17 protein-coding genes are annotated in these 13,104 nt (G+C 68.9%); 2 read left to right on the forward strand and 15 right to left on the reverse strand.

Translation table 11 applies throughout. The annotated features are described in order from the left end of the window. Positions 1-119: 119 nt before the first annotated feature. Positions 120-1,376 (forward strand): GGDEF domain-containing protein, encoded by a 1,257-nt coding sequence (locus VNT59_RS21120; RefSeq protein WP_325501822.1) that lies wholly within the window; start codon positions 120-122, stop codon positions 1,374-1,376. Positions 1,377-1,452: 76 nt separating this feature from the next. Next, positions 1,453-2,601, forward strand: coding sequence for a S1C family serine protease (locus VNT59_RS21125; protein ID WP_325501824.1), 1,149 nt, complete (start codon positions 1,453-1,455; stop codon positions 2,599-2,601). An 18-nt stretch (positions 2,602-2,619) separates the two neighbouring features. Here the strand turns inward: VNT59_RS21125 and tatC are convergent, their stop codons facing one another. The 15 genes from tatC to murA form a co-directional block, all read right to left on the reverse strand. Continuing rightward, complete coding sequence (tatC, locus tag VNT59_RS21130) at positions 2,620-3,405, reverse strand: twin-arginine translocase subunit TatC (RefSeq protein WP_325501826.1); 786 nt, start codon at positions 3,403-3,405, stop codon at positions 2,620-2,622. Next, positions 3,405-3,878, reverse strand: a complete 474-nt coding sequence (gene tatB / locus VNT59_RS21135) for a Sec-independent protein translocase protein TatB (RefSeq protein ID WP_325501828.1) — start codon at positions 3,876-3,878, stop codon at positions 3,405-3,407. The genes tatC and tatB overlap by 1 nt, the downstream gene beginning before the upstream one ends. A 93-nt stretch (positions 3,879-3,971) precedes the next feature. After that, the gene (gene tatA / locus VNT59_RS21140) at positions 3,972-4,214 is read right to left on the reverse strand and encodes a Sec-independent protein translocase subunit TatA (RefSeq protein WP_325501830.1); all 243 of its coding nucleotides are present in this window, start codon (positions 4,212-4,214) and stop codon (positions 3,972-3,974) included. 150 nt (positions 4,215-4,364) lie between these two features. Further along, complete coding sequence (locus VNT59_RS21145) at positions 4,365-4,727, reverse strand: histidine triad nucleotide-binding protein (RefSeq protein WP_325501832.1); 363 nt, start codon at positions 4,725-4,727, stop codon at positions 4,365-4,367. Positions 4,728-4,741: 14 nt separating this feature from the next. Then, positions 4,742-5,098: a hypothetical protein gene (locus VNT59_RS21150; protein WP_325501834.1), complete on the reverse strand. Its 357-nt coding sequence runs from the start codon at positions 5,096-5,098 to the stop codon at positions 4,742-4,744. Positions 5,099-5,102: 4 nt separating this feature from the next. After that, positions 5,103-5,495, reverse strand: coding sequence for a phosphoribosyl-ATP diphosphatase (locus tag VNT59_RS21155; RefSeq protein ID WP_325501836.1), 393 nt, complete (start codon positions 5,493-5,495; stop codon positions 5,103-5,105). Between the two features lie 5 nt (positions 5,496-5,500). Then, a complete protein-coding gene (gene hisI / locus VNT59_RS21160; protein WP_325501838.1) occupies positions 5,501-5,890 on the reverse strand; it encodes a phosphoribosyl-AMP cyclohydrolase in 390 nt (129 codons plus the stop codon). 46 nt (positions 5,891-5,936) lie between these two features. Continuing rightward, positions 5,937-6,716, reverse strand: coding sequence for an imidazole glycerol phosphate synthase subunit HisF (hisF, locus tag VNT59_RS21165; protein ID WP_325501840.1), 780 nt, complete (start codon positions 6,714-6,716; stop codon positions 5,937-5,939). A gap of 30 nt (positions 6,717-6,746) precedes the next feature. Then, the gene (hisA, locus tag VNT59_RS21170) at positions 6,747-7,487 is read right to left on the reverse strand and encodes a 1-(5-phosphoribosyl)-5-[(5-phosphoribosylamino)methylideneamino]imidazole-4-carboxamide isomerase (protein ID WP_325501842.1); all 741 of its coding nucleotides are present in this window, start codon (positions 7,485-7,487) and stop codon (positions 6,747-6,749) included. A 24-nt stretch (positions 7,488-7,511) separates the two neighbouring features. Further along, positions 7,512-8,156 carry an imidazole glycerol phosphate synthase subunit HisH gene (gene hisH / locus VNT59_RS21175; RefSeq protein ID WP_325501844.1) on the reverse strand — a complete coding sequence of 215 codons (645 nt, stop codon included), beginning with the start codon at positions 8,154-8,156 and terminating at the stop codon, positions 7,512-7,514. A 34-nt stretch (positions 8,157-8,190) separates the two neighbouring features. Continuing rightward, positions 8,191-8,781, reverse strand: coding sequence for an imidazoleglycerol-phosphate dehydratase HisB (gene hisB / locus VNT59_RS21180; protein WP_325501846.1), 591 nt, complete (start codon positions 8,779-8,781; stop codon positions 8,191-8,193). Beyond that, complete coding sequence (hisC, locus tag VNT59_RS21185; protein ID WP_325501848.1) at positions 8,778-9,854, reverse strand: histidinol-phosphate transaminase; 1,077 nt, start codon at positions 9,852-9,854, stop codon at positions 8,778-8,780. The genes hisB and hisC overlap by 4 nt, the downstream gene beginning before the upstream one ends. Continuing rightward, positions 9,851-11,170, reverse strand: a complete 1,320-nt coding sequence (gene hisD, locus VNT59_RS21190; RefSeq protein WP_325501850.1) for a histidinol dehydrogenase — start codon at positions 11,168-11,170, stop codon at positions 9,851-9,853. Before hisD ends, hisC begins: the two co-directional genes overlap by 4 nt. Further along, the gene (hisG, locus tag VNT59_RS21195; RefSeq protein WP_325501852.1) at positions 11,167-11,832 is read right to left on the reverse strand and encodes an ATP phosphoribosyltransferase; all 666 of its coding nucleotides are present in this window, start codon (positions 11,830-11,832) and stop codon (positions 11,167-11,169) included. The genes hisD and hisG overlap by 4 nt, the downstream gene beginning before the upstream one ends. A 4-nt stretch (positions 11,833-11,836) precedes the next feature. Continuing rightward, entirely contained in the window at positions 11,837-13,102 is a 1,266-nt protein-coding gene (gene murA / locus VNT59_RS21200; protein ID WP_325501854.1) for a UDP-N-acetylglucosamine 1-carboxyvinyltransferase, read from the reverse strand. Between the last annotated feature and the right edge of the window lie 2 nt (positions 13,103-13,104).

The following is a 13,104-nucleotide window of genomic DNA, read 5'->3' on the forward strand; positions in this document are numbered from 1 at the left end:
GGTAGCGGCCGATTGTCGGCCAAGCCGCTGCGCTCCTTGGGCCCGGTTGCCATTGAGCACTTTATTCGTATACTGACGCATGAGTACCTTGGTTCACAAAAAGCAGAGGAGACAGCCTCATGAGCGCGCAGGAACTTGCACTGTGGAGCATGGCGCTCGGCGCCATCGCCGCGCTGGCCGTCGGCCGCGTCGCCTCGTTCGTGCGCGCGCCCAGCGCGGCCCAGGCACAGGGCGCCGGCTACCACGCGGCCGTGCTGGCGCTGGTGCTGCTCCTCAGCGGCGTCGCCGGTCACTTCGCCCCGGCGGTCCCGGCGAAGGCGCTCCACGTCGCCCAGGTGCTCGCCGGCCCGTTCTGCGTGGGCGTCTCCGACCTCTGGATCCGCCGCTGGCTGTACGCGCCGCAACGTGACCGGCTGATGGCATCGGCGTTGCGTCTGGCGGCCGTGCTGCTGCCGGCTGCGGGCCTTGCCGCGCTGGCGCTGCCCGCGCCATGGGAACTGCCGGCCGCTGCGGCCATTTCGCTGATCGGCGGCAGTCTGACCCTCTGGCTCGCTGCGCGCGCCTGGCTGCTCGGCGACGCGCTGGCGCCCGTGATGGCGGCGGGTTGCCTGTTCACGTTGCCGGCGATCGCCGGCCTCTATGCGGTGGCCATGCAATGGCCGCTCGCGCCGTGGCTGCAAGGCGTGTTCGCGCTCTGCGCCGCGCTGTCGAACGCGCTCACCGGCCTGGGGCTGTGGCAGCGCGAGCGCCAGGAAGCGCGGGCGCGGCGGCATCCTGCCATCGCCTCCACGATCGATCCCGTGACACGGCTGCGCAGCGGCCGCACGTTCGTGCACAAGCTGCTGCGGGCGCAGCGGCGGCGCGTGCGCTCCGGACGCGACGGCGGCATGTTCGCCGTGCTGGTGTTCGACATCGAGCGCGTTCGCACCGAAGCCGGCACCGCCGGCGTGAACGAGCTGTACATCGGGCTCGCCAGCCGCATCCAGCGGCAGGTGGGCAGCGTCAACATCGTCGGCCGCTACTACGAAGGCTGCTTCGTGGTGCTGGTGGAGAGCATCCCCTCGACGCTGTGGCTGCGGACGCTGGCCCTGCGCCTCGCCACTGCGCTGCGCCGCCCGATGGTGATCACCTTGCGCTCCGGCGAGCGCGCCAAGCTCGCGCCGGACATCGGGGTCGGCGTGGTGCACCTGTCGAGTCCGGCCGCGGCCGTCGAGGACATCCTGGCGGACGGGCAGCGCATGGCCATGGCAGCGCGGGCCATGCGCTCGCGTGCCGCGATCCGCGACCCGCGCAGCGGGCAGGTCGTCGCCATCGAGCTGGCGCACCTGGGGTCGCAGCGCCAGCGGCGCACCGGGGCACTGCGCTCGGCGGCCTGAGGCGCGGGTCCGCCGGCGCGCGAGCGGCAGCGCGCGTCTACACTTGCGAGCGAACCCTCATCCACTGCCTACCCCCATGCGTCGCTACTGGCTGGTTTTTTCCCAGGCCGTCACTGTCCTGCTCGCCGCCTATTTCGTGGTGGCCACCCTCAAGCCGGAATGGCTCGGTCGCACCGGAACCCCCTCGGGCCTCGGCGTGCCGCTGATCGAGGCCCCGGGTCCGGCATCCGGGCCGCCGCCGGCCGGCAGCTTCCGGCTGGCGGCGCAGCGGGCCTCTTCCGCCGTGGTGAGCATCAACACGCTCAAGGCCGGCCATCCGCAGATCGACGATCCCTGGTTCCGATTCTTCTTCGGCGACCGCGGGGCGCAGCCGCAGGCCGGCCTCGGCAGCGGCGTCATCATCAGTCACGACGGCTACATCCTCACCAACAACCACGTGGTGGAGGGCGCCGACGAGATCGAGGTCGTGCTGCAGGACAGCCGGCACGCGCGCGGCAAGGTGATCGGCACCGATCCGGACACCGACCTGGCCATTCTCAAGATCACCCTGGATCGGCTGCCGGTCATCACGCTCGGCAACTCGGACGCGCTGCAGGTCGGCGACCAGGTGCTCGCCATCGGCAACCCCTTCGGCGTGGGCCAGACCGTGACCAGCGGCATCGTGAGCGCCCTCGGCCGCAACCAGCTGGGGATCAACACCTTCGAGAACTTCATCCAGACCGATGCCGCGATCAACCCGGGCAATTCCGGCGGGGCCCTGGTGGACGTCAACGGCAACCTGATGGGAATCAACACGGCCATCTATTCGCGCTCCGGCGGCAGCATGGGGATCGGCTTTGCGATCCCGGTCTCGACCGCCAAGCTGGTGCTGGAAGGCATCGTGAAGGACGGCGTGGTGCGGCGCGGCTGGATCGGCGTCGAGCCGGCAGACCTGTCGCCCGAGCTGATGGAAACGTTCGGGGTCAAGGCCAACCGCGGCGTGCTGATCACCGGCGTGCTGCAGAACGGCCCGGCCGCCCAGGCCGGCATCCGCCCCGGCGACGTCATCATCGACGTCGCCGGCAAGCCGGTGGCCAATGTGTCCGAGCTGCTGACCAACGTGGCGGCGCTCAAGCCCGGCCAGGCCATCAGGTTCCGCGTGCTGCGACGCGACGATCCGGTGGAACTGAACGTGACGCCGGGCCTGCGGCCGCGGCCGCCCAAGACGCCGCAAGTCGAGCGCTGACCGGCGCCGGAGGCGGCCTCAATCCGCCGCGGCGGCGCCCTCTTCCGGCGCCTGCGTCTTCTTGATGAAGAGCTGCGCGGCCCAGATCCCGGCTTCGTAGAGCAGGCACATCGGCACAGCCAGCGACAGCTGCGAAACGACGTCCGGCGGCGTGATGACGGCCGCGATGACGAAGGCCAGCACGATGAAGTACGGCCGGAATTCCTTCAGCTTGGCAACGCTGACAAAGCCCATGCGCGCCAGTACCACCACGACGATCGGCACCTCGAAGGCGCAGCCGAACGCGATGAACATCGTCAGCACGAAGCTCAGGTACGCCTCGATGTCGGGGGCGGCGGTGATGCTCTTGGGGGCGAAGCTCTGGATGAAGGCGAACACGCGGCCGAAGACGAAGAAGTAACAGAACGCCACGCCGATGAAAAACAGCAGGGTGCTGGAGATCACCAGCGGCAGCACCAGCTTCTTCTCGTGCGAATAGAGCCCGGGCGCGATGAAGGCCCAGGCCTGGTACAGCACCACCGGCAGCGCGATCAGGAAGGCCGCCATCATGAGGATCTTCAGCGGCACCATGAACGGCGAAATCACCGACGTGGCGATCAGGCTGGCGCCCTTGGGCAGATGCGCGACCAGCGGCGCCGCGAGGATGTCGTAGAGCGCGCCGGGGCCGGGATAGACGAACAGCACGGCCGCGACGATGCCGACCGCGATCATCGCCTTGATGAGGCGATCGCGCAGCTCCACCAGATGGGCAACGAACGGCTGCTCCGTCCCGGCGAGCTCGTCTTCTTGGTTCTGTTCGGCCATCAATTGAATTTGTGGGGCCGGTACCGCGCCACGCGGGCCGCACCGGACAGCGCCTTGGTGCGGATGCCGTTGCGCGCCTTGTACCAGCTGGGGGTCGCCCCCTGCTTCAGGCGCCATTTCTTCTTCGGATGGCGATATTCCGGATAGGACGGCGCCGGCTCCAGCGCCGGGCCGGCGGCGGTGCCGCCCCAGCTGCGCTCGAGGTCGCCGGCCGTGGCCTGCAGGGAGTTTTCCACGTCGCGGGCGGCCGCTTCGACGTCGCGCGCGGCCGTCTCCACCGTTTCCTTCATCTTCTTGAGCTCTTCGAGCTCGATCGAACGGTTGACCTCGGCCTTGACGTCGGCCACGTACCGCTGCGCCTTGCCCAGCAGCGTGCCGACCGTGCGCGCGACGCGCGGCAGCTTTTCGGGGCCGATGACGATCAGCGCCACGGCGCCGATCACCAGCATCTTTTCTATGCCGAGATCGATCATGCGTATTCAGTAGGAGAGCCCGGCCGCAGCCGGGCGCCCTGGCGCGTCGAAGCGGGCGGCGGCGCCGCGCCGAAGGCTGCGCTCACCGCGGGGTCAGGACTTGTTGCGGGCCTCGACGTCGATCGTGGTCTTGTCCGCGCCGGTGGGCTGGGACGACGTGACTTGGCCGGACGGGGGCACCGGCGCATCCGCCGCGCCACCCTCGCGCAGCCCGTCCTTGAAGCCCTTGACGGCGCCGCCCAGGTCGGAGCCGATGTTCTTCAGTTTCTTGGTGCCAAAAACCAGCACGATGATCAGCAGGACGATCAACCAGTGCCAAATCGAAAACGAACCCATGTCTATACCTCCTGCCGAACGGCCTGATAGGAAGGAGTCGCGCCATGCGAGCGCAGCGGACGGAAACGGGGAAGCATGTTGACTCCAGTACAACCTGTGGATTCTAGTCGGGCAGCAGAAGTTCAGCCCTTGATGGGGAAGAGACCCGATTCAGCCCTTGAGCCACGGCCGGGGCCCGCCGAAGACGTGGACGTGCAGGTGGTGCACCTCCTGCCCGCCGTCGTCGCCGGTGTTGATCACCACCCGGTAGCCGCCCTGCGGATAGGGCCGGCAGCCTTCCTGGAGCGCCAGCTTGGGCGCCAGGGCCAGCATCCGGCCGAGCAGCGGCGCATGTTCGGCCTCGACCTGGGCCAGCGAGGGAATGTGGCGCTTGGGGACCATGAGAAAGTGCACGGGCGCCCAGGGATTGATGTCGTGGAAGACGAGGATCTCGTCGTCCTCGTGCACCTTGCGCGAAGGAATTTTTCCTTCGACGATCCTGCAGAAGATGCAGTTGGGATCGGCAGCGCTCATGTCCGCAGTCGGTTTCAGGTGGGCAGTCGCCCGTCGTTGAAGCGCAGCCACCCGCGCAGGCAGCGGTACAGGTACCACAGCCCGATGATCGTGTAGGCGGCCATGCCGGGGAAGAAAAACAGGAGCCACAACGGCCCGGTCACCACCAGCCACAGCACGGTCCACCAGAAGGTGGCGATCATGTAGCCGTGGTGCGCGACGTAGAGGGGATCGTTCTCGTCGGAGCGCTTGACGTAATTGATCACGAGCGCGATCACCGCCAGCGTCCCCATGCTGGCCCAGGCAATGGTGTGCAGGCCATACAGGACATGCATGATGGAGCGGTCGGCGGGGGTCTTCGCCGCCAGGGTCGCGTCGTTGGGATAGGCCATGTCTTCACTCCCCGCTGCGCTCGCGCTGGCCGGACCGGCGCAGCGCCTTTTCCTCGATGCCGCTGGTCCCTTCGCGCCGCACCAGCTCCGCGATGACGTCGGCCGGCCGCAGCCCGTAATGGGCCAACGCGATCATCGAATGGAACCACAGATCGGCCACCTCGCCCACCAGCTTGCGCCGGGCTTCCGGCGTGCCGGCCGCATCGAGGTCCTTGGCCGCCATCACGGTCTCGGTGGCCTCCTCGCCGATCTTCTTGAGGAACACGTCGGGCCCGCGCTGCAGCAGGCGGGCCACGTAGCTCTTGTCCGGATCGCCGCCGCGATCCGGTTTGCGGCTTTCGATCACCGCCGCGAGCCGCTCGAGCAGGGCGTCCGGGTTGGAGTCGTCTGGTGCCATTGTCCTCACTTGTAGATGGTCTGCGGGTCTTTCAAGACCGGTTCCACGGCCTGCCAGGCGCCGCCGCGAAGGACCTGGAAGAAACAGCTGTGCCGGCCGGTGTGGCAGGCAATGGAAGGATCGTGCCCCTGCTGCGTCACCTTCAGCAGCACGACGTCGCTGTCGCAGTCCAGCCGCACCTCGTGCACGGTCTGCACATGGCCCGACTCCTCGCCCTTGAACCAGAGGCGCTGGCGCGACCGGCTGTAGTAGACGGCGCGGCCGAGTTCCACCGTCTGGCGCAGCGCCTCGCGGTCCATCCAGGCGAACATCAGGACGTCGTTGGTGCCGGCTTCCTGCGCGATGACGGGCACCAGCCCCTGGGCGTCCCACTTGACCTGATCGAGCCAATCCATGGCGGTATTGTGACGGAAGGCGGCGGGCGCAGCGCCCCGCGCGGGGTCAGAGACGGACCGGGATGCCGCGCTCGGCCATACGCGCCTTGGCCTGGCTGACGGTGTATTCGCCGTAGTGGAAGATGCTGGCGGCCAGCACCGCGTCGGCGTGACCGAGCTGGATGCCGTCGGCGAGGTGGTCGAGGTTGCCGACGCCGCCGGATGCGATCACGGGGATGGAAATGGCGTCGCTCACCGCGCGCGTCAGTTCGAGGTCGAAGCCGGCCTTGGTGCCGTCGCGGTCCATGCTGGTGAGCAGGATCTCGCCGGCGCCGCGCCGCGCCATCTCCGCCGCCCAGGCGAGCGCGTCGAGACCGGTGTTGCGACGCCCGCCGTGGCTGTAGACGTCCCAGCCGGCGCCGCGCTGCGCGGCAGCTTCGCCGCTGCGGCGCTTGGCGTCGATCGCGACCACGATGCACTGGGAGCCGTAGCGGTCGGCCGCGGCCGAGATCACGTCCGGATCGGCGATCGCCGCCGAGTTGAAGCTGGTCTTGTCGGCGCCGGCGTTGAGCAGCCGCCGCACGTCTTCCACCGTGCGCACCCCGCCGCCCACGGTCAGCGGAATGAACACCTGCGAGGCGACGGCCTCGATCATGTGCAGGATCAGGCCGCGGTCGTCGCTGGTCGCGGTGATGTCCAGGAAGGTCAGTTCGTCCGCGCCTTGCTGGTTGTAGCGGGCCGCGATCTCCACCGGATCGCCCGCGTCGCGCAGCTCCAGGAAGTTGACGCCCTTCACGACCCGGCCGCCGGTGACGTCCAGGCAGGGGATGATTCGCTTGGCGAGCATGTCAGTTGGCGGCCGGCGGCCGGAAGGCATTCATTTGCCGAGCTCGTCGGCCTTGGCCTGGGCGGCGACGAAATCGAGCTCGCCGGAGTAGATCGCCCGGCCGCAGATCACGCCTTCGACGCCCTCGTCCTCCACCGCGCACAGCTTCTCGATCTCGGAGATGTGCGACAGGCCGCCGGAAGCGATGACCGGAATGTGCAGCGCCTGCGCCAGCTTCACGGTGGCTTCGATGTTGATGCCGGTGAGCATCCCGTCGCGGCCGATATCGGTGTAGACGATCGCCTCCACGCCCCAGTCCTCGAACTTGCGCGCCAGGTCCACCACTTCGTGGCCGGTGAGCTTGCTCCAGCCGTCGGTGGCGACCTTGCCCTCCTTGGCATCCAGGCCGACGATGATGTGGCCGCCGAACGCGGTGCAGGCGTCCTGCAGGAAGCCCGGGTTCTTGACGGCGGCGGTGCCGATGATCACGTAGCGCAGGCCGCCGTCGATGTATTTCTCGATCGTGTCCAGGTCGCGGATGCCGCCGCCCAACTGCACCGGGATCTCGTCGCCGACCTCCTTCAGGATCGACTTGACGGCCGCGTAGTTCTGCGGCTTGCCGGCGAAGGCGCCGTTCAGGTCCACCAGGTGCAGCCGGCGCGCGCCCTTGTCGACCCAGTGGCGCGCCATCGCGGCCGGGTCCTCGCTGAACGTGGTGGCGCGTGCCATGTCGCCTTGCTGGAGGCGTACGCAGTGGCCGTCTTTCAGGTCAATCGCGGGAATGAGGAGCATGTTGCCGGGAGCAGCAGTCGGGAATCAGGGAGTCCAGTGCAGGAAGTTGCGATAGAGGGCGAGGCCCTGGTCGGCACTCTTCTCGGGATGGAACTGGGTCGCAAAAATATTATCCCGTGCGATGGCGGCGGTAAAGCGCGTGCCGTAGTCGGCCTCGCCGGCGCTGTGCCGCGGATCGGACGGGCGCACATAGTAACTGTGCACGAAGTAGAAGTAGCTCGCCTCGGGGACACCCTGCCAGATCGGGTGCGGCTGCGTCTGGAACACCTGGTTCCACCCCATCTGCGGCACCTTGAAGCGGCTGCCGTCGGGCTGCAACCGGCCGGCAAGGTCGAATTTGAGCACCTGCCCATGGACCAGGCCCAGGCCGTCGGTGGGCCCCTCCTCGCTGCGATCGAGCAGCATCTGCATGCCGACGCAGACGCCGAAGAGCGGCTTGCTCGCCGCCGCCTCCAGCACCGACGCCCGCAGGCCGGAATCGGCCAGTTCACGCATGCAATCGGGCATCGCGCCCTGGCCGGGCAGCACCACCCGCTCCGCGGCGCGGACGTCCTCCGGGCGCGACGTGACCAGCACCTCGTAGCCGCTGTCTCGGGCGACGTGCAGCACGGCCTGGGCCACCGAGCGCAGGTTGCCCATGCCATAGTCGACGACTGCCACTGTCTTCATGCGGATCTGCTCGCGGCGCGCGCTGGGACGGCGGTCAGAGGCTGCCTTTCGTGGAAGGCACCATGCCGGCCGAGCGGGGATCGAGTTCGACTGCCATGCGCAGCGCGCGGCCGAAGGCCTTGAACACGGTCTCGCACTGGTGGTGCGCGTTCTCGCCGCGCAGATTGTCGATGTGCAGCGTGACGAAGGCGTGATTGGCGAAGCCCTGGAAGAACTCGTGGGCCAGCTGCGTGTCGAAGGTGCCGATCATGCCGCTCTTGAACGGCACGTTCATCACGAGGCCGGGGCGGCCCGAGAAATCGATCACGACGCGCGACAGGGCCTCGTCCAGCGGCACGTAGGCGTGGCCGTAGCGGCGGATGCCCTTCTTGTCGCCCACCGCCTGGTACACGGCCTGCCCGAGCGTGATGCCGACGTCTTCCACCGTGTGGTGGCCGTCGATGTGCAGGTCGCCCTCGGCCTGGATGTCCACATCGATCATGCCGTGGCGCGCGATCTGGTCCAGCATGTGGTCGAAGAAGCCGATGCCGGTCGCAAAGCGGCCCTGCCCGGTGCCTTCCAGGTTCACGCGGGCGGTGATGCGGGTTTCCGCGGTGGTTCTCGAGACTTCAGCAGTGCGGGTCATAAGGAGGACTGCAGGGCCGCGAGCAGCTGCGCGTTCTCCTCGGGCGTCCCGACGGTCAGGCGCAGGCAGTTGGCCAGCAATGGGTGCATTGTAGAAACGTTCTTGACCAGCACGCCGCGGGCCTTCAGGCCGTCGAAGGCGCGCCTGGCGTCGGGCACGCGCACCAGGATCATGTTGGCGTCGCTGCGCCAGGTCTGCACGCCCGGCAGCGCCGCCAGCGCCTGCTGCAGCCGCGCGCGCTCCTCGCGCACCGCGGCGGCCTGCGCCGCGAACACGTCGGCATGCTCCAGGGCGAACAGCGCCGCCTCGCAGTTGAGCACGCTGACGTTGTAGGGCGGCCGCACCTTGTCCAGCTCGGCGACCAGCGCCTGCCGGCCGATCAGGTACCCGATCCGCACGCCGGCAAGGCCGAACTTGCTCATCGTGCGCATCAGCAGCACATGCTGGTGCCGCTGCAGCCGGCCGATGTAGCTGCGGCCGGCGAACGGCTGGTAGGCCTCGTCGATGACCACCAGGCCGGGCGCGGCCTCGATGATCCGGTCGATCGCGGCGTCGTCCCACAGGTTGGCCGTCGGATTGTTGGGATAGGCGAGGTAGATGATCGACGGCCGCTCGCGCTCGATCGCCTCCAGCATGGGCCGCTCGTCCAGCTCGAAATCGGCGGTCAGCGGCACGCCGGTGAATTTCAGCCCCTGCAGCTGTGCGCTCATCGCGTACATCACGAAACCGGGCACCGGCGCCAGGATGCCGGCGCCGGGGACGTCGCAGGCCATGGCCAGCAGGGAAATCAGCTCGTCGGAACCATTGCCGAGCATCAGGTCGAAGCCGTCGGGCAGGCCCGCGTGCGCAGCCAGGGCGGCGCGCAGGTCGTGAATGCGCTCGCCCGGATAGCGGTTCAGCGCCAGCCCGGCGAGCCGCTCGCCCAGCGCCGTTCGCAGCGCGGGCGGCAGCCGGTACGGGTTTTCCATCGCATCGAGCTTGACCATGCCGGCAGACGGCTGGATGGCGTAGGCGTGCAGCCCCTGGACGTCGCGGCGGATCAGTGGCCGCAGCCGCTCGGCCAAGCCGCTCATCGCTTCATCCTCATTTCGGCCGCCCGGGCATGCGCCTGCAGCCCTTCGCCATGGGCGAGTTCCGAGGCGATCGCGCCCAGACCCTGCGCCCCCGCCTCGCTCACCTCGATCAGGCTGCTGCGCTTCTGGAAATCGTAGACCCCCAGCGGGCTGGAGAAACGCGCGGTGCTGCTGGTCGGCAGCACGTGATTGGGCCCCGCGCAGTAGTCGCCGAGCGATTCGCTGGTGAAAGCGCCGAGGAAGATGGCGCCAGCGTGGCGCAGGAGCGGCTCCCAGCGGTGGGGCTCGGCGCTGGCGATTTCCAGGTGCTCGGGCGCGATGCGGTTGCTGATCTCGCAGGCCTCTTCCATGCTGCGGGTGTGGATGAGGGCGCCCCGGCCGTTGAGCGATGCCGCGATGATCCGCGCACGCGGCATCTGCGCCAGCAACCGGTCGATCGCCGCCTGGACCTGGTCGATGTAGCCTGGATCCGGGCACAGCAGGATGCTCTGCGCGAGCTCGTCGTGCTCGGCTTGCGAAAACAGGTCCATCGCCACCCAGTCCGGCGGCGTGGAGCCGTCGGCCAGGACCAGGATCTCGCTCGGCCCGGCGATCATGTCGATGCCGACCTGGCCGAAGACGCGCCGCTTGGCGCTCGCCACGTAGGCGTTGCCGGGCCCGGTGATCTTGTCCACCCGCGGCACCGTCTGGGTCCCGTATGCCAGGGCGCCGACGGCCTGGGCGCCGCCGATGCGAAACACGCGGTGCACGCCGGCGACATGGGCGGCCGCCAGCACCAGCTGGTTCTGCTCGCCGCGCGGCGTCGGCACGACCATGACGATTTCGGGCACGCCGGCGACATGGGCCGGGATCGCGTTCATCAGGACCGACGACGGGTAGGCCGCCTTGCCGCCCGGCACGTAGATGCCGACGCGGTCCAGCGGCGTGACCTTCTGCCCCAGCAAGGTGCCGTCGGCGTCACGGTAGCTCCAGCTCTCGCCGCTCGCCTTGCGCTGCGCCTCGTGGTAGCGGCGCACCCGCTGCGCGGCGGCCTCCAGGGCGCGGCGCTGCGCCGACGGCAGCGCGTCGCAGGCGCGCTCGAGCTCGCCCGGCGACAGCTCCAGTTCCGCGAGCGAGGCGGCCGACAATGCGTCGAACCGCTTCGTGTAGTCCAGCACGGCGGCGTCCCCGCGCCGGCGCACGTCGGCCAGGATGTCGGTCACGCTTTGCTCGACCTGCGCGTCGGTCTCGGCCGACCAGTGCAGGCGCGCGGCAAAGGCGGCGTCGAAGTCGCCCGCGCTGGTGGCGAGCCGCAGCGGCTTGGCGTGCAACGTCATGCCGGTCCTTCCTCGCGCGTGGCGGCAGCGAAGGCGTCGATGACGCGGCGCATCGCCGGCTGTTTCAGTTTCAGGGCCGCCTGGTTCACGACCAGGCGCGAGCTGATGTCCATGATGCGCTCGACCTCGACCAGCTGGTTGGCCTTGAGCGTGTTGCCGGTGGACACCAGGTCGACGATCGCATCGGCAAGGCCGGTGAGCGGCGCCAGCTCCATGCTGCCGTACAGCTTGATCAGATCGACGTGCACACCCTTGGCGGCGAAGAAATCGCGGGCGATGTTCACGTACTTGGTGGCGACCCGCAGGCGCGAGCCCTGCCGCACGGCGTTCGCATAGTCGAAATCCGCGCGCACGGCGACACTGACGCGGCACTTGGCGATGCGCAGGTCCAGCGGCTGGTACAGGCCGGCGCCGCCGCCCCAGCTGGCGCCATGTTCGATCAACGTGTCCAGGCCGGTCACGCCCAGGTCGGCGCCGCCATACTGCACATAGGTCGGCACGTCGGTGGCGCGGACGATCACCACGCGCACGTCGGGCTGGTTGGTCGCGAGGATCAGTTTGCGCGAGCGCTCCGGATCGTCGAGCACCTCGATGCCGGCCGCCTGGAGCAGCGGCACCGTTTCCTCGAAGATCCGGCCCTTGGACAAAGCGAGCGTGATCATGGCGTCACCGCACCCGCTCGATGTCGGCGCCGATGGCGCGCAGCTTGGCTTCCATCTGGTCGTAGCCGCGGTCCAGGTGGTAGATCCGGTCCACCAGCGTCTCGCCTTCGGCCACCAGTCCGGCGATCACGAGGCTGGCGGAGGCCCGCAGGTCGGTCGCCATCACCGTGGCGCCCGAAAGTTTCTCCACCCCTTCGATGACGGCGAACTTGCCTTCCACCTGGATATTGGCGCCCAGCCGGACCAGTTCATTGACGTGCATGAAGCGGTTCTCGAAGATCGTCTCGGTCACCTTGGACGGCCCATCCGCGATCGCATTGAGCACCATGAACTGCGCCTGCATGTCGGTGGGAAAGCCCGGGTATTCGCTGGTGCGGAAGCTCTGGGGCGCCAGGCGCCCCTGCGCGTGCAGGTGGATGCCGTCCTCCACCGCATTCACGCTGGCGCCGGCGTCGCGCAGTTTCTCGATCACGGCCTCGAGGTGGTCGGCGCGGCCATGGCGCAGCACCACGTCACCGCCGGTCGCCGCGACGGCGCACAGGAAAGTGCCGGCCTCGATGCGATCCGCGACCACGCGATGGGTGCAGCCGTGCAGCTTGGGCACGCCGCGCACCACGATGCGGCTGGTACCGTGCCCCTCGATGCGCGCCCCCATGCGGATCAGCATTTCCGCCAGGTCGGTGATCTCGGGCTCCTGCGCGGCGTTCTCGAGCACGGTTTCGCCCTCGGCCAGCGCCGCGGCCATCAGGAAGTTCTCGGTGCCCGTCACCGTGACCATGTCGGTCCGGATGGCGGCGCCCTGCAGCCGCTCGCGCCCCTTCGGCAGTTTGGCGATCATGTAGCCGTGCTCGACGACGATCTCGGCGCCCATGGCCTGCATGCCCTTGATGTGCTGGTCGACCGGCCGGGAACCGATGGCGCAGCCGCCCGGCAGCGAGACGGTGGCCTCGCCGAACCGCGCCAGCAGCGGGCCGAGCGCGAGCACCGCGGCGCGCATGGTCTTCACCAGCTCGTACGGGGCTTCGGGCGAGCTCAGCCGGGAGGCGTCGATGCGCACGCAGCCTTCGGCGGTGTGCTTCACGGCGACACCCATGTTGCGAATCAGGGTGAGCATCGTGGCCACGTCCTGCAGCCGGGGTACGTTCTCGAGCACGACCGGCTCGTCGGTGAGCAGCGCCGCGCACAACTCGGGCAGGGCGGCGTTCTTGGCGCCGGAGATGCGCACCTCGCCCTGCAGCTGGCGGCCTCCGCGAATCAGTAGCTTGTCCATGT

Origin of the sequence: Ramlibacter sp. (genome assembly GCF_035554825.1) — a bacterium.
Classification (GTDB): Bacteria; Pseudomonadota; Gammaproteobacteria; order Burkholderiales; family Burkholderiaceae_C; genus Ramlibacter.